Raw genomic sequence first — 21,614 nt, forward strand, 5'->3', positions numbered from 1 at the left:
ACGTTTAAGCTTCGGGTTCATTTGGACTCAATGGTCTCAACGATTTCATATCGATCGACAAAAGATCCCAGACCTTCGTTCAATAACGCGAGAATGCTTGCCGGGCTGATCGGAACGGTTACCACCTTTTCGATGTTCATAACCGGGCACACCATCTCGGGATCGTCAATCAGATCGTCGCGCATCTCTTGCAACGCGCGTTGCGCCTTTCGGTGACTGTCGAAGAAAATGTCCGGAATACCGGTTGGCTTCCAACGCTCTTCGGCGCGAACACCGGCATTCGAGTATGTGTAGAAAGTGAACACAATATCCTGTGCCAACGGTTTCTCCCAAAGCAACTGCGGCGGTGCGCCCCCGCCGTCCACTGCTCATTGACCCCTGGTGATCGGGGGATTCGAAACCGCATACCACGGCCCCATGGCCTTTAGTCCCGGAGAACCTATTGCATACGCCACAGGTCCCCCGACCGCAAAGGTCAAGGAGTCTGATGCCTTACGGGTGGCACCAACCGGGTATGAGGGGTTTCGACGCCCCAAAGCGGCGCGTACCGCTTCGCTGCGGAAGATATGTGATCCTGTTGAATTTGTCCTGAAATTTCTTCGCTTATCTTCGATCACGGCGCCCCCTCGACATTCCGGATATGGGCATGTTCCCACGAAAGCGTGGGAGGGGTCTGAGGCAGTCAAAACTGCCGCCAGGTGAAAGGCTAGCGAGTTTCGTATTCCAATCTTCCAACGGTCCGGATAGAGGCTCCCGCTCTTCAGTGACATTGCCGCTTTCAGTGGTTTGATCGAGCCTGCCTTGATGAGCCCGGTTCAAGAAACCGGCCTGCCCCTTCGGGTGCCGCTTGCGAGCCGGCGGCGGCAAGGGAAGCTTCGCCGCAGCGGGCAGGTGGCGCTTGTGGCTCCCGATTTCCGAGCAACTCCCGCCGCGCCCTTGCCTCCGCATGCTCTTCGCGGCTGACAGATGGGGTCTCGCGAAATCTGCGGGAAGGCAACCCAAAAAGAGGGCGGCAAAAAAGGCCGAGAAGAGAATGGAAAAGAAGGAAATCGAGGAACTTCGCAACCGTGTGCCATGCTCTGCGGTGCTGGAAAAGGCGGGGTTCCTCATTGATCTGAAAGAGAGCACACGGCGGGCGGTAAAGTATCGCCGTGAAAACGAAATCATCATCACGATCCATGACGGTCACGGCTGGTTCGACCCGCTTTCCGAAGCCAAGGGTGATGTATTTTCGCTCGTCGCCCATCTTGATGGCGGAGGGTTCAAGGCAGCGCGCGAGCGCGTTGCCGAGCTTATCGGCTATGTCCCGCAAGACACCGCCAGACGGATGGTTGGTCGTGTCCCAGGGCCAAACCTTGCAATTGTCGACCGATGGAACCGCCAACGTCGTCCATGGCTTGGTTCGCAAACCTGGCACTATCTCTCGGCAGTAAGGTTGCTGCCACCCCATACACTTCATGCTGCCATTTCCCAGAACCATCTTCGCGAAGGACCTTACGGCAGCATGTGGGCCGCCCACACGAACGATCTTGGCACAATCACGGGCTGGGAGGAGCGCGGCCCGGAATGGAGGGGCTTTTCGACGGGGGGAACAAAGGTCCTGTTTCGTCTCGGCCGGTCTGCGGCTTACCGACTCTGCGTCACCGAAGCGGCGATCGATGCCATGAGCCTTGCTGCCTTCGAGGGTCTGCGTGATGGTACCCTCTATCTCAGTACCGGCGGGGGGTGGTCTCCGGCAACAGATGCGGCGCTGCGCGTACTTACCGGTTCTTCCGGCGTCCAGTTGGTCGCGGCAACTGACAATAACACGCAGGGCGACACGTTCGCCGATCGGCTTCGAACCCTTGCCGAAGAAGCGGGCTGCGGCTGGCAGCGATTGCGGCCTCCTGCAGACGACTGGAACGAGGCTCTGCAGGAGAGGGAGGCGGAACGAAGAAAAAGAAGGGGGGAAAGGGAAGGCGTGCCGCATACGCGCCGGCCGCATCAAGGGAAGCTTCGCCCGGCCTGAAGCCGGCCCTTGACCCGGCCGGACGCGATGCCGGCGGCTCGGGAGGGGTGATGAAGGACTGAAGAGGATGGTGAGGTCGAGAGGACAGCGCCGCGCATCGGTCCGGAGCAACTCCGAAGGAGCCGAAAATGAATACCTCACCCGCAATCCGCAAGGTCTATCAGGGGGTCGCCGACCGCCACCAGATGTTCCGCATGTTCGACCGCCACGCCCAGCGACCTGATCGTTGGAACGTCGATGCAACTGGGCTCTACAGCGGAGAATGGTTCGAGATCCGCGAGAGCGAACACGATTACATGTTCGAGATCCTGCCACCGCTGTGGATCCGCGGGTCGATGTTCGCCATGCGCGAGTTTCTGACCGGATCGATCACCAGTGTCTTCTTCGCGCTGCGCATCGATGGATCGATCCGCCACTTCCACGGCTATTGCGATCTCTCTGATACCTCTTCAGTCGAGAACATGCGGCTTGCCATCACCGAGCGCGAAACCCGACCGGTGCGCGCCATGACCCGGGATGAGCGGCTGGACCATATCTGGAGCAGCACGGCCGACGACTATCGCGGCTATGCCGGCGATCGTTGGCCGTACGCCTCACGCGGCAAGCGCACAGTGATGCTTTATGGCGGTGCCACCGGCAGCATACTCAAGCTCCTTGAAGACCTGACCGACGACGAGATCGCCGCCAAACTGCCGGTGCATCTGCGCCACCTTCCCGTCTTCATCGCAGCGTAAGGGGGCGTGACATGGCAGACTACCGCACCGAGACTGTCGTGACGCCGGACATCCCGGCAAGCGACATGACACCGCTCGAGCGTCTGATGCTCTCTCTTGTTTTCGATGAAGAGGCGTGGAGCGACGGGACCTTCTTCAGCACCTGGAACAGTCCTAACGAATGGATCTCACCACGCGAAGACGAACTGCGCGTGGCGCTTGAAGGCTCTCCTGGATCGGAAAGCCGGTTCAACGAGTATATCGCCAACCTGCTTGCGGCATTCGATGCCAAAGACGAGGCCGAGCGTGGCTTCTATATCGAGATCGACCTGACCACCAGCCAGGGTGGTTGGCCCGAGATCCTGCAGGATATTGTGCGGCGCTCCAATACTATCGAGGAAATCGTGGTCTGGGCGGCGTTTACCTGCTCGAAGATGTGCGCAGACGGCTTTGGCGGCAGTGTCATGCGCATTACCGGCACGGCAATTCAGTATTCCTCGACGACCGACATGCTCGAGCAAATGTCGAACGAGCAGCCAACTCAACCGGTGCCAGAAAGTCCTGGTATCGACACCGGCGGGCATGAAACCCGCAGCCGTCTGGAGGGCATCGCCGCCACCGCCGGATGGGACAGTTTCACGTTGTTGCTGCAAATCTCCCGCTGGCTTGATCGGGACCGGCATACCGAAGCGCTGGCCGCATATCTCGACAGCCTCGCCTGCGACGAGACGGATTGACGTCAGTCCTGTCCCAGCCCCATCCTCGAAGGAGCGATCCGGATGCCTACCACCTCTCTCTTTTCACCGTTTCGTCGGATCCACACGGGGACGGCGCCTGCAGCTGAAGTTCGAGCGCTGCTGTCGAGGCACGATACAGCACCCATGTCCCTGCGACGATTCACCGGTATCCTGCACGCCGGTGAGTGGTTCGAGCTGCAGGAGCCCGCGGCGCGCGCGATGGCCGGTTTGTTCCTCGCCAGTCTACGGCCCGGAGGTCTGACTGTTCTCCCCGGACGCCGTCCCGAACAGATCCGGTCCGTCCTCTTCAGCCTCGTGACCAGTGATGGCGAACGCTGGTTCCACGGTTTCGTCAGCGTCACCGATCCCGCCGTGACGCCCGAGACCATGCGGGCGGCGATTGTTGCACGCGAATCCGGCAAACCTGTCCCCGACATCCGCCAGGAAAAGCTCGAACGCATCTGGAACGCTGCGGGCGCAGACCGCGGCTATGCCGACGAGGTCTGGCCGCCCGGCAATGAAGGCTTCAGGACCATCGTTATTCGCAGGCCCGGCTTCCGGCCTGTTCTCAAATTGCTCGCGCATCTTTGTGCCGAGGAGGTACAGCAGCTGTTGCCCGAGGACTGACTGACACCAGCAACGCGGCGGTCAACAAACTTCATTTCGATCAGCTGGCCCGGAGCATCGCTTCGGGCCTCTCCGTTTCCAAAAAGGAGAGTTCCATGGACGACCTCGAAACCACCATTGTCATCAACCCGGCGATCCCACTTACCGATATCACCGAACTTGAACGGCTGGTTCTCTCCAGCGTGTTCGATGCTGGTGAGGTCGACAACGCGCTGTTGCTCTATACCGACAGCGGCGCTGCCCTGACGTTCAGCCTGGCCGCAGGCGATCTATCGGTAGCCTATGAAACGTCTCGCCGCTCACCGAAGAGCGAACTGAACCGGATCGTTGCCGAATGCTGGCGCGACCAGATCGATGGTCGGGACCGGATCGAAATCGATCTGCGACCAAGCTCCTGGGAGTTCATTCTGCAGGACATTGTCGCACGCTCCGAAACGCTTTCGGAAGTCCGAGTACTCGAATGGTCCCGGCATCCATCGCAGAGACCCGACAGTTTCGCTGCCTGCGTCATGCTGATCACCGCGACGGAATGCGCAGGCCGATCCAGCGGTGATCTCTTCGAGGAACTGCGCGCAGCAAACGAGGTACAAAGGCCGGCCGAGGGCCTGAGATACCTTCCCGGCGCGCCTGATCTCTCAAAAGCTGATCCCGTTCTTGAGCGAATGCGCGGTGCGATCGACCGCCAGATGACAGGGCGATTGCCGCACGACCAGTTCCTGCTCGATGCTGGCGGTCGCAACTCGCTGACCACGATCCGCCGGTTCATCGAGTCCTTCGCCACGCCTGCGCCGGCCATCGCCGACATCGATAGCCGACAACTGGACGCGGCCCTGTGCTGCTGGGAGGCCATGCAGGACTACCGGATCCTGTTCGAACACGACAAGCCGCTGGTGCGGAACATTCACGCTCTGATGTTGCTCTGGACCCAGCTCGGTTCGATCGAACTGCGGCGCTGGGCGCGCCCGGCTGCCATCTGCGCGCTCCAGATCCATGACCATCTTGGACGGGAGCTGATCGATCGCCATGCACCGTTCGACTATGGATTTATCCCGGCGGTTCTCGAAGTGCTTGAATGGACAGAGAATGGTCCTGACTTCGCAACACCGCTCGAGGATGCCGCCGCCCGCGTGCTGAAGAAGCTGGAAATGCATGAAGGAGGACGTCGATGAGCGAGAAAGCACCATCTTCCATCCCGCCGGCAACTGCAAAGGTTTCTGCCGATCCCGCGTGCAGCAAGCATTTCGTGCATGTCTACGCCGTGGTCCGGGTCAAGGTTGAAGTCGATGCCACAAACCACCGGGCCGCTATGACCGCGGCCGACGAACGTCTGTTTGGTAACGGATTTGCCGTCAGCCTCAATCCCCGCGGTATCGGCGTGATCGAGGCCGGCTATGCCGAGGAAGTGGTCGGCTATCTCGTCGATGAAGCGGACGACCCGGACTATGAGAAAACCCGGAGCTACAGTCCAGACCACGAGCCGCAAATATTGGATGACGGACATCGGCGTCCGCCCTTCGTCTCGCTGGAAGACCGGCGCGTGACACTGACATTCATGCCCCAGATCTGGCGCCATGATCAGGCGATCGAGGTTGATGTCTCTGAACCAAAAGACTGGACCGTGGCGCTGTCACTGCTCCTCGAACGATTTCCGACAGAGGCAGAGTGGGATGCCAATGCGCAGATCAGGGATGATCTGCGTCACGAAGGTGATGCTCCACAATGGATCCGGGACTGGCCCGGCCCCTTTGAAGTTCGACTGGACGACGACGTTGCGGACGTCTGGAGTGGCTCCGATGAACTATGAGCGTCTTCTGTGGCGCCTCAGGGCCAACCCTGATCTGTTTGGCGATGATGACGAACGGTCGCGCCGTGTGACACGCCTTATCATACGCTGCAAGGCGCGGCTGATGCCAGAATGGGAGGCGTGCGCCAAGCGAGTACGGCTGGAGGCCGACCGTCGCTTCTGGTTCCGGACCCTGTGAAGGGGAAAGGAAGGGGAAGAAAAGAAGACCCCTGCCGCATGTGGCTCCAGCCCGTCAAGGGCGGGCTTCGCCGCTAAAGCGGCCTTTGACCGGCCATCGCCAATGCAGCGGTGAAAAGCTGGATTGGAAAGTCTGAAGAGGCGAGGACAGCGCCGAATTTCTCCAGTCCAAATCCCGAAACTGCGAATGCTATGCTCCGACGGATCGAGATCCGGCGGCATGGTCGTTCGTCCCAACCAATGGTGAAAGACATGCCCATGAAGTTCTTCCCCCCTTCATCGCGCCGACCGTTTGCAGGACGGCCTGGCGGATCGGAAAGCCGCCTCATTCCACTGGCCGCCAATGATGACGATCCGGATCCAACGCCGCCGTCACCTGCGGCCGCCGTAAAACCAGCGTCGGTGGCAAATGAGATCCCGCCGCTTCCCATCGCGGTCTGACGGAGGATCGACCATGCTGACTTTCCCGGTCCAATCCGTCCTCGACGTCATCGCACGTGGTCGCGCCGACGCCGAGGCCAATGGCGGCTTCCGCGATCCCTATTATGGCCTCGAACCCGGAAAGGGCGAAAAGCCCGGCCTCTGGCTTGTTGGAGATCATGGGGTGTATTTGATGTCCAACGGAAAGTTGCCCGAAAACGGCAAGCCATTGGTCGTCTATGCCGAAGAATGCCACCCCGAGCAAAACGACGACTGGTTCGAGGTCAAACGCCAGACCTTCGGGGGCGATGATGGTGTCGATTTCATCGATGCCGAGAGCCTCGAGGCCATGATCGCGGCCAGCCCTGGCGGTACGCATCTGTCTTTCGCCTTTGAGGAAGACGCGATGCAGATCTCGGTCATCCAACGCGGCTGACGCATCATCGTCCGCTGCAACCACAACCTTCCCCCTTCCACGCGAGCGCCACGCCGGTTCATCCGGTCGATGACGCTCGTCTTTTTTCAGGAGCATTCATCCGATGTCCAACGATCCCTTTTCCCTCGATATGTTCGGCAATACTGCGCTCTCTTCCGGGCTTGGTTTTGGCCTTGGCACGACTGAAGAATTTGCCCCCGGACCGGCAGCGCATGAAAACACAGCTACCGCGCCTGAAGCGCATGTCGTCCCGTTACCGGTTGTTGCGGCCAAACCACCCTTGCCAGGCAAGATGGGCGATCGTTTCAACTTCTATCTTGATGACGATGATCGCGACCTTCCGAAAAGCTGGAAGGAGCGCGCCCGGATCAATGTCGCCGCCATCCTCTCCGCCAACGAGATCGAGAAGCTCGACGTTCCGGTCACGCGCGAACACCAGAAGCGCCTGATCCGTTTTACCGGTTTCGGAGCCTCCGAACTGGCGAGCGGCATGTTCCGTCGCCCCGGCGAGGTCGAATTCAGGGATGGCTGGGACGACCTTGGCGGTTCGCTGGAAAGTGTGGTTTCCGAGACGGACTACGCCTCGCTGGCGCGTTGCACGCAGTACGCCCACTTCACACCGGAGTTCATCATCCGTGCGATGTGGGCAGGTCTTCAACGTCTGGGATGGCGCGGCGGCCGCGTTCTTGAACCCGGCATCGGTACCGGTCTTTTCCCTGCATTGATGCCGCAGGCCTTCCGGGCATCCAGCTATGTCACCGGCATCGAGCTTGATCCGGTCACCGCCCGGATTGTCCGTCTCCTCCAGCCGAAGGCCCGGATCGTTAATGGTGATTTTGCCCGCACCGATCTCGGGGTGATCTACGATCTCGCCATCGGCAATCCGCCGTTTTCTGATCGAACTGTCCGCTCCGATCGTAACTATCGCGGTCTCGGTCTCAGATTGCATGACTATTTCATCGCAAGATCGATCGATCTGCTGAAGCCAGGCGCTCTCGCCGCTTTCGTCACCTCCCACGGCACGATGGACAAGGCCGATACGACGGCCCGTGAGCATATTGCGAAATCGGCCAACCTTGTCGCTGCCATTCGCCTGCCGGAACGCGCGTTCCGCGCGGCTGCAGGTACCGATGTCGTGGTCGACATCCTGTTCTTCCGCAAACGCAAGGCCGGTGAGCCCGAAGGCGATGTCACCTGGCTCGACGTTGACGAAATCCGGCCAGCCACCGCCGATGAAGGCGCGATCCGTGTCAATCGCTGGTTCGCCAGACATCCCGTCTTTGTGCTCGGTGACCATGCCCTCACCTCCGGCCCGTTTGGCGAAACCTATACATGCCAGCCGCGTCCCGGCGAGGACCTTGAGATTCTGCTGAAGGCCGCGATCTCTCTGCTTCCCGAACATCTCTATGATGGCGAGCCGAGCATCATCGATCTCGATCTGGAAGAAGAGCTCGCCGAGATCGTCGACCTGAAGCCCGATAACGCCAAAGTCCGCGAAGGCAGCTTTTTCCTCGACGGCCAGCATAACCTCATGCAGTTGATTGACGGTTCCCCCGTTCCGATCGGCATCCGCAAGGGTCGCAGCAGCGACGGTATCCCCGAAAAGCATGCCCGAATCATTCGCAAGCTCCTGCCGATCCGCGATGCCGTTCGTGAGGTGCTGAAGGCCCAGGAGCAGGATCGACCCTGGCGGGATCTTCAGGTCCGGTTACGCATCGCCTGGGGTGCCTTTGTTCGGGAGTTCGGCCCGATCAATCATACCACGGTCTCAATCAGCGAGGACGAACAGACCGGTGAGATGCGTGAGAGCCATCGCCAGCCGAACCTCGCGCCGTTCAGGGACGATCCCGATTGCTGGTTGGTCGCGTCAATTGAGGACTACGACCTCGACACCGACACGGCAAAGCCCGGTCCGATCTTCTCTGAACGGGTGATAGCGCCACCGGTCGCACCTGTCATCACCAGCGCTGGCGATGCGCTGGCTGTTGTGCTTAACGAACGCGGACGTGTCGACCTCGAGCACATCGCCGAACTGTTGCACATGTCCGCCGAGGAGGTGATCGAAGACCTCGGGGAGGCAATCTTCCAAAATCCCGCAGACGGCTCCTGGCAGACCTCTGACGCCTATCTCTCTGGTCCGGTTCGCACCAGACTGACAGAAGCGGAGGCCGCCGCGGCGCTCGATCCAGCTTTCGCGCGGAATGTCCGAGCATTGCAGGCTGTCCAGCCGGCTGATCTTCGGCCTTCCGACATTACCGCCCGCCTAGGCGCGCCCTGGATCCCCGCAGCCGACGTCGTGGATTTTGTCAACGAGTTGATGGGTGCCGACATCCGTATCCATCACATGCCGGAACTGGGAAGCTGGACGGTCGAGGCGCGCCAGCTCGGATACAGTGCCGCAGGTACGTCCGAATGGGGGACCAGCCGGCGCGATGCCGGCGAACTACTCGCCGATGCCCTGAACTCCCGCGTGCCGCAGATCTTCGACGTGATCAAGGATATCGGTGGCGAACGGCGCATCCTGAATGTGGTCGACACCGAAGCCGCACGCGACAAACTCCAAAAGATCAAGGAGGCATTTCAGAAGTGGGTCTGGATCGATCCGGGTCGCACCGACCGGCTGGCCAGAATTTACAACGACCGCTTCAACAACATCGCGCCTCGGGTCTTTGACGGCTCGCATCTGAAACTGCCCGGCGCCAGCGCGGCCTTCCACCTCTATTCGCACCAGAAGCGTGGCATATGGCGCATCATTTCCGCCGGCTCCACCTATCTCGCGCATGCCGTCGGTGCGGGGAAAACCATGACGATGGCCGCCGCCATCATGGAGCAAAAGCGTCTCGGATTGATCGCCAAAGCCATGCAGGTCGTGCCAGGCCATTGCCTGGCTCAGGCCGCGCGTGAGTTTCTTGCGCTCTATCCATCCGCCAACATTCTGGTCGCGGACGAGACCAACTTCAGCAAGGACAAGCGGGCGAGATTCTTATCGCGCGCCGCGACCGCGACCTGGGATGCGATCATCATCACCCATTCGGCCTTCAAATTCATCGGTGTTCCCTCAGCTTTCGAACAAGGCATGATCCACGACGAGCTGGAGCTTTATGAGGAGCTGCTAACCCGGGTCGACAGTGAGGACCGTGTCTCACGCAAGCGGCTGGAACGGTTGAAGGAGGGATTGCAAGAGCGCCTGGAGGCGCTGTCGACGCGCAAGGACGACCTCTTGACGATTTCTGAAATTGGCGTCGACCAGATCGTCGTTGATGAAGCCCAGGAGTTCCGCAAGCTTTCGTTCGCGACCAACATGTCGACGTTGAAAGGCATCGATCCGAACGGATCGCAACGCGCCTGGGATCTCTATGTGAAATCGCGTTACATTGAAACACGAAATCCGGGTCGAGCCCTCGTTCTGGCATCGGGGACGCCTATTACGAATACACTCGGCGAGATGTTCTCGATCCAGCGGCTGCTTGGACATGAGGCGCTTGCCGAACGTGGCTTGCATGAATTCGATGCCTGGGCGAGTTGCTTCGGCGATACGTCAACGGAACTGGAGATCCAGCCGTCCGGCAAGTACCGCCCTGTCAGCCGCTTTGCGAGCTTCGTGAATGTGCCGGAACTGATCGCCATGTTCCGCGCCTTCGCCGACGTCGTGATGCCCGACGATCTTCGCGAATATGTCAGGGTGCCGGCGATTTCGACGGGCCGCCGCCAGATCGTCACCGCTAAGCCGACGCCTGCCTTCAAGATGTATCAGCAAATCCTCGAAGCGCGTATCAAGGCAATCGAGATGCGAGAGGGACCGGCGCAGCCCGGTGACGACATTCTCTTGTCGGTGATCACCGATGGTCGCCATGCGGCAATCGATCTTCGTCTGGTCATGCCGGCGAACGACAACGAGGACGAAAACAAACTCAACATGCTCGTCCGCAACGCTTTCCGGATCTGGCAGGAGACAGGTGAAAGCATCTATAGCCGCCCGGATGGCAAGGACTACGATCTGCCGGGTGCGGCCCAGATGATCTTTTCCGATCTGGGGACCATAAATGTCGAGAAGACACGCCGCTTCTCGGCCTACCGCTGGATACGTGATGAACTGATCCGCCTCGGCGTGCCCGCTTCCGAAATCGCTTATATGCAGGACTACAAGAAGACCGAGGCGAAACAACGCTTGTTCGGCGACGTGCGTGCCGGCAGGGTACGCTTCCTCCTCGGATCCTCCGAGACAATGGGAACAGGTGTCAACGCGCAGTTACGCCTGAAAGCCTTGCATCACCTCGATGTGCCGTGGCTCCCTTCCCAGATCGAACAGCGCGAGGGCCGGATCGTGCGACAGGGCAACCAGCATGACGAGGTCGATATTTTCGCCTACGCGACGGAGGGCAGCCTTGATGCGTCGATGTGGCAGAACAATGAGCGCAAGGCGAGGTTCATCGCTGCCGCGTTGAGCGGCGACACCTCGATCCGCAGGCTTGAGGATCTGGGCGAGGGCCAGGCCAACCAGTTCGCGATGGCGAAAGCGATCGCCAGCGGTGACGAGAGGCTCATGCAAAAGGCAGGTCTGGAAGCCGATATCGCCCGGCTCGAACGGTTGCGCGCCGCGCACGACGACGATCAATATGCTGTTCGACGCCAGATCCGTGACGCCGAGCGTGACATCGAAACCGCGACCCGCCGGATTGGTGAGATCGGTGAGGACTTGAAGCGGTCTATTCCGACCGCAGCGGATTCCTTCACCATGACAGTTCTCGGTGAGGTCCAAGATGAACGCAAGGACGCCGGTCGGGCGCTGATGCGGGAAATCCTGACGCTCGTACAGCTTCGCCAGCACGGCGAGGTTCATCTCGCATCGATCGGCGGGTTCGATCTCGTCTATGAGGGGGAACGGTTTGGAAAAGCCGAGGGCTATCGTTATGCGACGTTGCTGCAGCGCACCGGTGCGGACTACGAGGTCGATCTGGCCGTGACGGTGACACCGCTCGGGGCGATCTCTCGCCTCGAACATGCGCTCGATGGGTTCGAGGAGGAGCGTGATCGTTATCGCCATCGCCTCGAAGACGCTCGCCGACGGCTCGTTTCATATCGCACACGTGAGGGCGGGAGTTTCGCCTTCGCTGAAGAGCTTGCTTTGAAGCGTCGCCAGTTAAGCGATGTCGATGAGGCCTTGGCCGCCTCGATGCGTGAGGACAGCCAAGGTGTTGAACAGGCAGCCTGATCGCTTCCATCTCTTGTCCCCCGCTGATCGTGGGGGACAAATCGTGTTTGACGCCTGTCCTTGGCTGTTCACGCACGCAGAACCGCTGGCATTTGCAAAATAGTCAAATAATTTGTATATTCCGACTAAGTCTCACACGCGGCACACAAGTTCTATCAGTTCTTTTTTCCTGATTTTTGCTTCACCCGGATTCGCAGCGGGCGGCCCTCTGCATACTCCAGATCGAAGGCGTTCGTTTTCCTCACGAGATCGCTCAGCTTGCGAAACCCATAAGTTCGCGGGTCAAAATCCGAAGCGAGATTTGCAAGTTGATTGCCGACGGCGCCAAGCGGTACCCATCCATCCTCGCTCTCCATCTGGGCGATGACCTTCCTGATGATGGGCGTGGCGGCTGTCGGGGGCTGGAGGGAGGCTGTCACCTGTACCGCATCTGTCCCGTTCGCGGCAGCCACGGGCAACAGATTTTCGGTATAGATGAAACGCCGGCAGGCCTGCCTGAAACTTTCAGGCGTCTTCTGCTCTCCAAAACCGAAGACGTCGATGCCTTGTTCACGGATGCGAGAGGCGAGGCGGGTGAAATCGCTGTCGGAAGATACCAGGCAAAAACCGTCGAAGCGACCACTATGCAGCAGGTCCATCGCGTCGATGACAAGCGTGATATCGGAAGCATTCTTGCCGGCCGTGTAGGCGAACTGCTGCTGGGGAATGATTGCGTGTCTTGCGAGAACGTCGGTCCACGCCTTTGAACGGGCATTGGCGAAGTCGCCATAGATGCGTCGAACACTCGCTTCGCCGATCTTGGCAATTTCTTCAAACAGGCCATCAACGATTTTCGCAGACGCGTTGTCAGCGTCGATAAGTACCGCAAGCCGCGGCGAACGGGATTCTGCCATGCTTAAAGCATCCTGCCTATCACAATTGACGGGAATCCAGCATCAACGAGTGGGTGGCGTGTGGCAAGCGCGTTGTTTTTTCTTCACACGCGGTGGCCCGTCTAAGTGATTGGCGAGGGTTGCGCATCCGACAAACGGGAGCGCAATATACCAGTACGCGAGGATTTCGTTCCCGCATTCTATGCGCCAGCTGGCGTGGCTTATCTTGCAATTTAAGGTGATGCGAGCTAAATGTAGTTACGTAACCACGATATTTTGGAGGATTGTCATGACGGTCACCACGCTTTCAGGCCGGGAACTCAATCACGATCTTGGCCGTGCAAAACGCGCGGCCAACGAGGGTCCAGTCATTATCACCGACAGAGGACGGCCAGCGCATGTCCTCTTGTCGTTCGACGAATATAAACGGCTGACCGGAAAAATGCGGACGCTTGGCGACATGCTGGCCGCACCGGGTGCGGGCGAAATTGACTTGCCACTTTCGCCGCGGACGGAACGAGCGCAGGCAGTTGACCTGACCTGATGCTGTTGCTCGATACGAATGTTGTCTCCGAACTGCGCAAGATTGTGAGCGGCAAGGCACATCCCAATGTCGTGGTCTGGAATGAAACCGTAGATCCGGACGAAACGTTCATTTCTTCCGTCGTGCTGCATGAGCTTGAGATCGGCGTGCGGTTGGTGGAACACAATGATAGCGCCGCCGGGAAGGTATTGCGCAACTGGCTGGACAACACGGTTATCACAGCGTTCTCGGGTCGCATTCTTCCCCTTGACGAGGCGGCGGCCTTGCAGGCAGCCGAATGGCATGTGCCTGACCCCAAGCCGATCAACGATGCCTATATCGCCGCGACGGCGCTCACCCGGCGCATGACACTCGTCACGCGCAACATCAAGGATTTTGCGGGTATGGGCGTGAAACTTGTCAATCCGTGGGATCCCTTCACGTAGCAGCGGTGTGGTAGACTTCGTTCGCCCAAGACATCGCGACGAAACCGCGAAAGCGCTCAATCTTCGGGCAAAGCAGCATCCGGACCACAGAATTCCAACCCGTTTCCGGGCATGTGCTCAGCGGAACTGTGCTCGGCAATTGGGTCCATTCATAAAGGCGGTGCAGCATTCGCATGGCTGCATTGCACAATAAATAGTTTCTGTCTGCTCAGAAACTAGCCATAGAGCACACAGCTGATGCATTTGGACGGTCACCTCCCAGTTCCGTCGCATCAGCTGTTCCCCTCTGGAGGTTCAAAATCTCCACACTTCATGGGCCGCGGTTTCCGAGGGCCCATTTTTTTTGTCTTCCGCTCAACTCCGCTGTCGCGCTCCTCGCAAGAGGTGGCATCGCCCTGTCCCTTTCGATCCGTGGGCGCAAAATGAATAGGGAGGAAGAAAAGGGGGAAGAAGAACCGGTCGCAGATCGGTCCTCCCGCCGACGCTTGCGCTCAACTGCCGCCTGCCGCATCCCGGCAACTCGTCCTTCGCAAGGCCGTCGGCCCCGCTTGTCCTTCGCCGCAGGGACGCTCGGCCGCAGTTGCGCCGGTCCGGCCGCCCCGCGGGCCGGAAGGTGTCTTCGGAAAAAAGAAGACGCGAACAGGAGTGGCAAAGGGCCGCTCCGCATCCGGTCAAGGAGAAACCCATGTATCTTGTCACGCTCGATCCACGCGCGCTGAAAGACAATCCCGACAAGACCCGTCAGTCGAAATCATCGGCACAAGCCGATGCGCTTCTTCTGGCCACCATCAAGGCCGTCGGCATTATCCAGCCACCGGTCGTCGAACCCGAGAAGGATGGTGGCAACGGCTATATCATCGATGCCGGCCATCGCCGCGTGCGCCAGGCAATCGCCGCAGGCCTCGAGGAAATTCAGGTTCTCGTCGATGAGGCGGCAAACGACAATGGTGCGATGCGCTCCATGGTGGAAAACACGGCACGCGAGCCGCTCAACCCTGTCGACCAATGGCGCGGCGTCGAACGCCTCGTCGCTCTCGGCTGGACCGAGGAAGCGATCGCGCTGGCGCTCACTTTGCAGGTACGGCAGGTCCGCAAGCTCAGGCTGCTTGCGAATGTGTTGCCTGCGATGCTCGATCAGATGGCGCTCGGCGACATGCCGTCCGAGCAGCAGCTTCGCACGATCGCAGCCGCCAGCGTCGAAGAACAGAAGCAGGTCTGGAAGGCCAACAAGCCGAAGAAGGGCGAGCGGGCATCCTGGCACCAGATCTCCAATGCGCTCGCCAAGAAGCGCATGTACGCCAAGGATGCGAGCTTCGGCGACGATCTTGCGGCCGCCTATGGTGTCGAATGGGTCGAAGACCTCTTCGCTCCCGCTGACGAGGACACGCGTTACACAGCCAACGTTGAAGGTTTCCTCGGTGCTCAGCACGAATGGATGACCGCCAACCTGCCCAAGCGCGGTGCCATCGTCGAGGTCAATTCCTGGGGACAGCCCGAACTGCCGAAGAAGGCAGAGCGTGTCTACGGTAAGCCACAGAAATCGGACCATGCAGGCATGTATCTCGATCGTGACGGGAAAGTGCAGACGGTCCACTATCGTCTCCCCGAGGTGAAGAAGCCGAAGGGCGCCGGTGGTGCGACGGCGGGCGGTGCCGGCGAGGCCGACGACACGATCGTCGGGGCAAAGCCGCGCCCGGATGTCACCCAGAAGGGTCTCGACATGGTCGGTGATTTCCGCACGGACGCCCTGCATGAGGCGCTCGGTCGCGCGCCGATTGAGGACGATACATTGCTTGCTCTGCTCGTCCTGGCCTTTGCCGGGACCAACGTACGCGTCGATTCCGGCGCGGGTGACACTGTCTTCGGCCAGAAGCGTTTCGCCCGTCATGTCGTTCGCCTGATCGACGAGAATGGCAAGCTGTCCTTCGATCTCGACACATTGCGGGTCGTTGCCCGCTCGACATTGGTTGAGGTGCTGTCATGCCGCCGTGGCATGTCGAACAGCGGCGTCATCTCCCGGATTGCGGGCGATGCCATCGGGGCGGATGGCTATCTGCCGAATATGGGAACCGGAGACTTCCTGCTTTGCTTGTCGCGCCAGGCGCTGGAAGCATCCTGCAAGGACGCTTCGGTCGTTCCGCGCCAGAAGGTGAGGGAAACCCGCGCTGCGCTGGTCGACCACTACCAGGACGGCCATTTCGTGCACGCTTCGGCTCTCTTCGCGCCGGAGGCCGGCGACGTGGCAGATCTGATCAAGCGTGGCGAGGTCATCGACGCCGATGACGACGGCTCGGGCAGTGACGAGGAGGAGATTGCCGTCTCCGAGGATGCCGAGGCTGAAACCGAGGTGGCTGACAGCGACCCGTCCGAAGCCGGCGATGATGAACCGGGCGAGGATCCGGCTGACACGGACGACGGATCGCACACTCCGGAGTCCGACGACGAAGACAGTGCCTACGGCATCGCCGCCGAATAGGGGCGGTGCTCTCATCAAGATCGTTTCCGCCGCCGGCCTATCACCAGCGGCGGTTTCGTTTACAGATCCTCAAATCTTCAGGAGAAATCGCATGTCCGCGTCTCTCGTTTTCACGCTCGTTCCGATCGGCTCCATCGTTTCCTGGTCTGATGGAACGCCCAAGCCGCCGGAGCGTCACAAGAAAAAGCTCGCTGCCTGGAAGACCAGAAACAGCTCCGGCCGCCTGATCCGCAAGCAGCCCAGCCAGACCCGTGGCAGCTACACCGCGCCTGACTGCTTCACCATCCATGAAGGTGACCATGGCAGCAACGGCACCATCGTACTCCGCGTCTATCGCACCTTCGATATTGGAGCCTGCTCCCTGAGTTTCTCTGTCGTCGAGCGGCCAGCGATCGGTTCGGTGCGGGTCTTCGATCGCGCCGGCGAGGGCGCGGAGCTCGTTCATATCGCTGACGATCGTCCTGCGGCGGAAGAATGGCTCACCCGCCACCGGCATCCGCACGCCGTGCTGGAAGAGGTAACGCGCAGCCAGGAAAGCCCCTCCGAGGACAAGGCCGCCGCATAGGCCACCATTCCCTTTGTACATCGAAGTCATCTACCGCCGCCGGGCCCTGTCCGGCGGCGCTCTCGTGTTCAATTCCCCTATTGAGAAGGAGGACATAGATGTCCGCACTCATGATCTTCGACCTTGCGCCGGTCGGCGCCGTCATTTCCTGGTCGGACGGCAGGCCTCGTCCTCCCGAGGACAGAATTCACACACTCGCGGGATGGAAACGCGACAATGCCGTTGGACGGCTGGTGCGTAAACGCAGCCATGCTGTCATGGCACAGTCTCGCATTCCCGCATGCTTCAAGGTTACCACCGACGGTGTCGACGATCTCGGTGTCATCATCGGCCCCGACTTCAGGACATTTTCAGTCGATTGCGTGTTGACTTTCGCCGTGCTCGAACGGCCTCAGATCGGCTCCATCCGCATTTTCGATGGCGATGCCGAGGATGCTGAGCTCCTGCATCTTGCAGCCAATCGGGACCATGCCGAGATCTGGCTACGGAGCTGTGGCTTCACCAATACGATGTTGCGCGAGGTCACAGCGGATGAAGTCGCCGCCGACCGGATAGAGGGGAGGGTGGCATGAGCAGGCCAGCCAACTCCCATGATGCAATGACCCCCAAAAATTCAGGGGTCGAGTTCGCGCGCAGTGCTGATGATTTCCCGGTCGCCCGGATCGGCGATATCACCCTCGCGATGCTGTCGTTGGTCGATGGCGGCGGCTTCCTTGCCAGTGCCTGGTGCGTATCCCGGCCACTTGCCGAGATGACGCGCGCTGACTTTTTCGGTCACGAAGGCCGGCTGGACGACGAGGCGGCATTCCGCGATCGGGTGTTCGAGACGGCCGAGCACCGTCGTGAGCTTGCAGCTTTTGCCCGTGTCGAAACGAGGATCGCCTGCAGCACCCCATGGGGCGCCTCGCAAATGGCGACGGTTTATGCCGAGGGCATAACCTCACACATGACGGCCGGCCACGGCGGATTTCACCTGTCGATGGAACGCAATCTGCGGATCCATCCTTCGCTTCGCAAGGAGACCCCGTGGTACGAAGAAGATGCCGAATGGGCGATCGTCGCGCTGACTTTCCCGGATCTCTTCACCACTTACGAGCGCCGGGTCGCCGGCGACGCGATCCGCAATAGCTGGCCGGACGCGTGGGAAACAATCCATGGTTGCGTGCTGGATCCTGGCCAATCCTGGGAAAAGGCCCGCAGGCTTTTCGATGACGCGCATGCCGGCGATTGGGTGGTCATTTCCGCCATCCTCTCTGACCCGCGTCCTGGCATGACCGAAGTGATCGCCACACTCGGCGGGAAACGCGACCATTCTGCCGAGGAGCGGCGCTATCTTGTGCCAAGTCCCGAATATGTCACCCGAAGCCCACTCGGTTTCGTCATCGATCCCGACCGACATCAACTCTACGACGGTCGGTCGAGCTTCGTGGGCTGGGACGCGCGGAGGATGGTCGGATGAAACCCGTCAATCCTCGCGTGCTGTTGAAGCGAATGGAGACTGCGCATCGCGAGACCCGCCGGCACCTCGATCTCGTTCATCGGCAGATCGCAGGCCGCGCCGAACGCATTGCGATCACACAGAAGGCAAAGGCGAGACACCCCTCCCGCAAGCGGTCCGGAACGCGGTGGTGCCGAAACGACCGGATGCTTCTTCAGGCACATCTCGATCGGCTTCAATTCGAACGGCGTCTTGAACTCGATGGGCTCGCCGGCAAACTGGCTCGTCAGGAGCAGGCCATCGACACGCTGCGACGAAAACTTGGCGAAGAGGCCGGCCGCAGGGCTGCGTGAGCGGCTCACAGGGACGGTCCTGCGACGGGGACAAGGAGCGCTGACACGGTGATTGTCAACTGCGGTGAGGGCGCTTCATTGTCGGGCGGGTATCCCATCACGCGTTTCCGATGATGCCTTCAACCTCTTGCCGCTCCGCCCCTCGGTTGTGTTGCGGTCTAAACCGGCGGCCGTCTGCTTCAAGGCCGCTATCGCGCCGCGTGGCGGCCGGAACAGCCTGTCTCACATCACCATCCCGCGTCCCGCGCGGGGCTGCACCCCGCTTGGCCGCAGGCCGATGACGCTCGTCATGGCCGCCCCGGACCCTGAAGCAACCGTCATTCCGCCGGCTTTTCCAGACCGCACCCGAGGGACGGAGCGGCAAGGGGCCGCTTCGGGTCCCCGGAGGAAAACCCGAGAAGGAAACCCTCATGGCAAAGCCCGCTACCCCCTCCCGTCAGTCCCCCCGCCCGTCGGCGCGCGTCGTCCAGCTCCGCAAGGGAGCCACCCTCGAAATGGTTCGGCTCACTTGCCCCGATACCGCGCAGGCGCTACTGATCGCCGAAAGCTTCGGGACCGCCGTCGTCGATAGCGACGGCATCCGCGACCTGCATGAGCGGCTGATCATCGAAACCGCAGACAGCCTTTCCGAGGGCCTGGGCGAGCGGGCGATGCAGATCCATCTCCAGCGTGTCGTCGGCGCCTATGTCGGGTCCGCTCATGGTGCGGGACAGTTTTACAGCCGCGCCGTCACCGAAGCTCGCGATGCGACGGCCAAAGCCGCCAATGACGCCCGCGACGAGGACCTCGATGGTCCGGTCGGTTACGACAGCGCCGCCCAGCGCAAACGGGAGTTTGCCGCGGACATGGCCATACAGTCCCACGCGCTGCGCATGGCGGCCGAAGGTGCCGTCGCAGCCTATGAACAGGTGGTCGGTGAAAGCTGGAAGCCGTTCGACCGCCCGGTCGAAAATCCCGGACAAAATCTCGACCGCAAGGCTGCGGCCGCTCAGTTGGCGGCTTTCGACTGATCCGCTTGATGGCGGGGCTTCGGCCCCGCTTTTTTTGTGCCTATAGCGGTGGCCGCCTCGGCCAGTTTCGCCGTGCAGCCGTTTAACCGTCGCAGTTTGTCACTATATCCCATGGACGGCGTTATCGATGGGGATGACATGAATAACGAACAGGCGTCCGAACTGAAGCCCTGGGCCACCTCGCAAGGCCTGGTTACTGCCAGTGCCAATGATCTCAAAAAAGCTGCTGCCATCAACGAATTGCTGATCGATGTTGCGGCAATCCTTCCGCACAAGGAAACTGATCCGGTTTTGCCATTCGAGATCGGCATCTTCGAGCAATTCAGTGCTCGACTTCAGCCTGGAATCGCCAGGATCCGTCTTCGCCGCGCTGTCGCCGCCTACGCGGCGGCAAAAAATTACTTGCTGGCCTGCGCCCAGCCGGATGCGATGCGCCACGATATTGCCGGGCGCCCGACATCGCCGGTCAGTGCCGATGACAGAATGGCGGCGCAACGGCGCGTGTTGGAAATCCGCCGCGAAAGAAAATTGCAAGCCGATATTGCCGGTATCAGCGGTACCCAACAGGGTTGAACCCATCCACCGCCGTCACGCTGACAGCGCTCGACCCTATTGTGGTCTTCGGTTGACGGCAGTCGTGGGTGCCGCCCCCGCCGTGAACGCATCGATGCACAACCGGCTTTGAACGATCGCTGCAATGCGGCCCCGTCCTTGCTGTCGGTCCTGCAGGAGCCGGCGGCAAGCCTTCCGGTGCGGCTCACCACCTGACCGCTCCTGCCCTTGTCCCTCCGCGACGGGGCCGCAATGGCGCGGCCTCCTGAATGGAGGTACAAGGAATATGAGCAGGAAAGAACACAGCGATCGAAGCGATATCTATTCACGGATCACCGACCGGATCATCGCCGAGCTGGAGAAGGGCGTCCGGCCGTGGATGAAACCCTGGAGTTCCGCCAACGCGGCTGGTCGGGTTACCCGGCCGCTGCGCCATAACGAACAGCCCTATTCCGGTATGAACGTCCTCCTGTTGTGGTCGGAGGGTATCGCGCGAGGCTTCTCTTCGCAGACCTGGATGACGTTCAAACAGGCTTTGCAGCTTGACGCTGCCGTGCGCAAGGGCGAGACCGGTTCCACCGTCGTTTTCGCCAGCCGCTTCACGAAGTCCGAGGACGATGGAAGAGGCGGCGAGGTCGATCGGGAGATACCGTTCCTGAAGGCCTACAATGTATTCAATGTCGAACAAATCGACGGTCTGCCCGAGCATTATTACCACCGCCCGGTCGCGCAGATCGATCCCGTCGAGCGCCTCGAACACGCTGACCGGTTCTTTCGCCACACCGGTGCCCTTATCCGGCATGGCGGCAACCAGGCCTATTATTCGCCGGTCATGGACTACATACAGATGCCACCCTTCGAGACGTTCAAGGATAGGGCAAGCTACTATGCAACCCTGAGTCATGAAGCAACCCATTGGACGGCAAGTCCGGAGCGGGTCGGACGCGACCTCAGCCGCTATGCCAAGGACAGATCGGAGCGCAGCCGCGAAGAGCTAATTGCCGAGCTGGGAAGCATTTTTCTAGCCGCAGACCTGGGGATCTCGCCCGAGCTCGAACCACGGCCCGATCATGCAAGTTACCTCCACTCATGGTTGAAGGTGTTGGGCGAAGACAAGCGTGCAATCTTCCAGGCGGCGGCCCACGCGCAACGCGCCACCGCCTATCTGCATGGCTTGCAGCCGAACGGCGCTGAACACAGGGAGGCTGCGTGATGGCCATCCCTTGCATAAGATTGCCCATCGTC

21 protein-coding genes are annotated in these 21,614 nt (G+C 60.4%); 19 read left to right on the forward strand and 2 right to left on the reverse strand.

From position 1 onward, the window contains the following. Positions 1-17: 17 nt before the first annotated feature. On the reverse strand, positions 18-320 hold the full coding sequence (locus ASC75_RS06080; RefSeq protein WP_055971979.1) for a hypothetical protein: 303 nt from the start codon (positions 318-320) through the stop codon (positions 18-20). Positions 321-1,033: 713 nt separating this feature from the next. On the opposite strand from ASC75_RS06080, the gene ASC75_RS06085 reads away from it, so the two are divergent. The 9 genes from ASC75_RS06085 to ASC75_RS06120 all read left to right on the forward strand — a co-directional run bounded on the left by ASC75_RS06085 (position 1,034) and on the right by ASC75_RS06120 (position 12,134). After that, positions 1,034-2,008 carry a DUF3991 and toprim domain-containing protein gene (locus ASC75_RS06085; RefSeq protein WP_055971982.1) on the forward strand — a complete coding sequence of 325 codons (975 nt, stop codon included), beginning with the start codon at positions 1,034-1,036 and terminating at the stop codon, positions 2,006-2,008. A gap of 128 nt (positions 2,009-2,136) precedes the next feature. Next, positions 2,137-2,742: a DUF1419 domain-containing protein gene (locus ASC75_RS06090; protein WP_055971793.1), complete on the forward strand. Its 606-nt coding sequence runs from the start codon at positions 2,137-2,139 to the stop codon at positions 2,740-2,742. An 11-nt stretch (positions 2,743-2,753) separates the two neighbouring features. Then, on the forward strand, positions 2,754-3,458 hold the full coding sequence (locus ASC75_RS06095; RefSeq protein WP_055971794.1) for a hypothetical protein: 705 nt from the start codon (positions 2,754-2,756) through the stop codon (positions 3,456-3,458). Between the two features lie 42 nt (positions 3,459-3,500). Further along, positions 3,501-4,085 carry a DUF1419 domain-containing protein gene (locus ASC75_RS06100; protein WP_082496416.1) on the forward strand — a complete coding sequence of 195 codons (585 nt, stop codon included), beginning with the start codon at positions 3,501-3,503 and terminating at the stop codon, positions 4,083-4,085. A 95-nt stretch (positions 4,086-4,180) separates the two neighbouring features. After that, positions 4,181-5,254, forward strand: coding sequence for a hypothetical protein (locus ASC75_RS06105; protein WP_055971800.1), 1,074 nt, complete (start codon positions 4,181-4,183; stop codon positions 5,252-5,254). Continuing rightward, the gene (locus ASC75_RS25155) at positions 5,251-5,889 is read left to right on the forward strand and encodes a hypothetical protein (RefSeq protein ID WP_082496417.1); all 639 of its coding nucleotides are present in this window, start codon (positions 5,251-5,253) and stop codon (positions 5,887-5,889) included. The genes ASC75_RS06105 and ASC75_RS25155 overlap by 4 nt, the downstream gene beginning before the upstream one ends. Continuing rightward, on the forward strand, positions 5,879-6,067 hold the full coding sequence (locus ASC75_RS25900; RefSeq protein WP_147182085.1) for a hypothetical protein: 189 nt from the start codon (positions 5,879-5,881) through the stop codon (positions 6,065-6,067). The genes ASC75_RS25155 and ASC75_RS25900 overlap by 11 nt, the downstream gene beginning before the upstream one ends. A 453-nt stretch (positions 6,068-6,520) precedes the next feature. Beyond that, positions 6,521-6,922: a DUF3085 domain-containing protein gene (locus tag ASC75_RS06115; protein WP_055971803.1), complete on the forward strand. Its 402-nt coding sequence runs from the start codon at positions 6,521-6,523 to the stop codon at positions 6,920-6,922. A gap of 103 nt (positions 6,923-7,025) precedes the next feature. Beyond that, positions 7,026-12,134: a lactate dehydrogenase gene (locus ASC75_RS06120; protein ID WP_055971807.1), complete on the forward strand. Its 5,109-nt coding sequence runs from the start codon at positions 7,026-7,028 to the stop codon at positions 12,132-12,134. Between the two features lie 155 nt (positions 12,135-12,289). Here ASC75_RS06120 and ASC75_RS06125 read toward each other — a convergent pair whose 3' ends face one another. Further along, entirely contained in the window at positions 12,290-13,027 is a 738-nt protein-coding gene (locus ASC75_RS06125) for an NYN domain-containing protein (protein WP_055971810.1), read from the reverse strand. A gap of 268 nt (positions 13,028-13,295) precedes the next feature. Here ASC75_RS06125 and ASC75_RS06130 point away from each other — a divergent pair, with 268 nt between their 5' ends. The 10 genes from ASC75_RS06130 (at position 13,296) to ASC75_RS06175 (ending at position 21,582) form a co-directional block, all read left to right on the forward strand. Next, entirely contained in the window at positions 13,296-13,550 is a 255-nt protein-coding gene (locus ASC75_RS06130; protein WP_055971985.1) for a type II toxin-antitoxin system Phd/YefM family antitoxin, read from the forward strand. Continuing rightward, positions 13,550-13,975 carry a type II toxin-antitoxin system VapC family toxin gene (locus tag ASC75_RS06135; RefSeq protein ID WP_055971813.1) on the forward strand — a complete coding sequence of 142 codons (426 nt, stop codon included), beginning with the start codon at positions 13,550-13,552 and terminating at the stop codon, positions 13,973-13,975. Before ASC75_RS06130 ends, ASC75_RS06135 begins: the two co-directional genes overlap by 1 nt. A gap of 685 nt (positions 13,976-14,660) precedes the next feature. Continuing rightward, entirely contained in the window at positions 14,661-16,451 is a 1,791-nt protein-coding gene (locus ASC75_RS06140) for a ParB/RepB/Spo0J family partition protein (RefSeq protein WP_055971816.1), read from the forward strand. Positions 16,452-16,542: 91 nt separating this feature from the next. After that, the gene (locus ASC75_RS06145) at positions 16,543-17,016 is read left to right on the forward strand and encodes a hypothetical protein (protein ID WP_055971819.1); all 474 of its coding nucleotides are present in this window, start codon (positions 16,543-16,545) and stop codon (positions 17,014-17,016) included. Between the two features lie 98 nt (positions 17,017-17,114). Next, entirely contained in the window at positions 17,115-17,588 is a 474-nt protein-coding gene (locus tag ASC75_RS06150) for a hypothetical protein (RefSeq protein ID WP_055971821.1), read from the forward strand. Next, positions 17,585-18,475, forward strand: a complete 891-nt coding sequence (locus ASC75_RS06155) for a hypothetical protein (RefSeq protein WP_055971824.1) — start codon at positions 17,585-17,587, stop codon at positions 18,473-18,475. Before ASC75_RS06150 ends, ASC75_RS06155 begins: the two co-directional genes overlap by 4 nt. Further along, on the forward strand, positions 18,472-18,807 hold the full coding sequence (locus tag ASC75_RS06160; RefSeq protein ID WP_055971827.1) for a hypothetical protein: 336 nt from the start codon (positions 18,472-18,474) through the stop codon (positions 18,805-18,807). Before ASC75_RS06155 ends, ASC75_RS06160 begins: the two co-directional genes overlap by 4 nt. A gap of 410 nt (positions 18,808-19,217) precedes the next feature. After that, the gene (locus ASC75_RS06165) at positions 19,218-19,817 is read left to right on the forward strand and encodes a hypothetical protein (RefSeq protein WP_055971830.1); all 600 of its coding nucleotides are present in this window, start codon (positions 19,218-19,220) and stop codon (positions 19,815-19,817) included. A gap of 138 nt (positions 19,818-19,955) precedes the next feature. Then, positions 19,956-20,390, forward strand: a complete 435-nt coding sequence (locus ASC75_RS06170; protein WP_055971988.1) for a ProQ/FINO family protein — start codon at positions 19,956-19,958, stop codon at positions 20,388-20,390. A gap of 265 nt (positions 20,391-20,655) precedes the next feature. Then, a complete protein-coding gene (locus ASC75_RS06175; protein WP_055971832.1) occupies positions 20,656-21,582 on the forward strand; it encodes a zincin-like metallopeptidase domain-containing protein in 927 nt (308 codons plus the stop codon). The last annotated feature ends 32 nt before the right edge of the window (positions 21,583-21,614 follow it).

The organism is Aminobacter sp. DSM 101952 (assembly GCF_001424795.1).
GTDB lineage: Bacteria > Pseudomonadota > Alphaproteobacteria > Rhizobiales > Rhizobiaceae > Aminobacter > Aminobacter aganoensis.

Coding starts and splice junctions, on each gene's coding strand:
- ASC75_RS06135 (WP_055971813.1), top strand. CDS start 13,550: ATGCTGTTGCTCGATACGAATGTTGTCTCCGAACTGCGCAAGATTGTG.
- ASC75_RS06140 (WP_055971816.1), top strand. CDS start 14,661: ATGTATCTTGTCACGCTCGATCCACGCGCGCTGAAAGACAATCCCGAC.
- ASC75_RS06085 (WP_055971982.1), top strand. CDS start 1,034: ATGGAAAAGAAGGAAATCGAGGAACTTCGCAACCGTGTGCCATGCTCT.
- ASC75_RS06115 (WP_055971803.1), top strand. CDS start 6,521: ATGCTGACTTTCCCGGTCCAATCCGTCCTCGACGTCATCGCACGTGGT.
- ASC75_RS06170 (WP_055971988.1), top strand. CDS start 19,956: ATGAATAACGAACAGGCGTCCGAACTGAAGCCCTGGGCCACCTCGCAA.
- ASC75_RS06090 (WP_055971793.1), top strand. CDS start 2,137: ATGAATACCTCACCCGCAATCCGCAAGGTCTATCAGGGGGTCGCCGAC.
- ASC75_RS06125 (WP_055971810.1), bottom strand. CDS start 13,027: ATGGCAGAATCCCGTTCGCCGCGGCTTGCGGTACTTATCGACGCTGAC.
- ASC75_RS06145 (WP_055971819.1), top strand. CDS start 16,543: ATGTCCGCGTCTCTCGTTTTCACGCTCGTTCCGATCGGCTCCATCGTT.
- ASC75_RS06095 (WP_055971794.1), top strand. CDS start 2,754: ATGGCAGACTACCGCACCGAGACTGTCGTGACGCCGGACATCCCGGCA.
- ASC75_RS06130 (WP_055971985.1), top strand. CDS start 13,296: ATGACGGTCACCACGCTTTCAGGCCGGGAACTCAATCACGATCTTGGC.
- ASC75_RS06150 (WP_055971821.1), top strand. CDS start 17,115: ATGTCCGCACTCATGATCTTCGACCTTGCGCCGGTCGGCGCCGTCATT.
- ASC75_RS06175 (WP_055971832.1), top strand. CDS start 20,656: ATGAGCAGGAAAGAACACAGCGATCGAAGCGATATCTATTCACGGATC.
- ASC75_RS06120 (WP_055971807.1), top strand. CDS start 7,026: ATGTCCAACGATCCCTTTTCCCTCGATATGTTCGGCAATACTGCGCTC.
- ASC75_RS25900 (WP_147182085.1), top strand. CDS start 5,879: ATGAACTATGAGCGTCTTCTGTGGCGCCTCAGGGCCAACCCTGATCTG.
- ASC75_RS06160 (WP_055971827.1), top strand. CDS start 18,472: ATGAAACCCGTCAATCCTCGCGTGCTGTTGAAGCGAATGGAGACTGCG.
- ASC75_RS06155 (WP_055971824.1), top strand. CDS start 17,585: ATGAGCAGGCCAGCCAACTCCCATGATGCAATGACCCCCAAAAATTCA.
- ASC75_RS25155 (WP_082496417.1), top strand. CDS start 5,251: ATGAGCGAGAAAGCACCATCTTCCATCCCGCCGGCAACTGCAAAGGTT.
- ASC75_RS06100 (WP_082496416.1), top strand. CDS start 3,501: ATGCCTACCACCTCTCTCTTTTCACCGTTTCGTCGGATCCACACGGGG.
- ASC75_RS06105 (WP_055971800.1), top strand. CDS start 4,181: ATGGACGACCTCGAAACCACCATTGTCATCAACCCGGCGATCCCACTT.
- ASC75_RS06165 (WP_055971830.1), top strand. CDS start 19,218: ATGGCAAAGCCCGCTACCCCCTCCCGTCAGTCCCCCCGCCCGTCGGCG.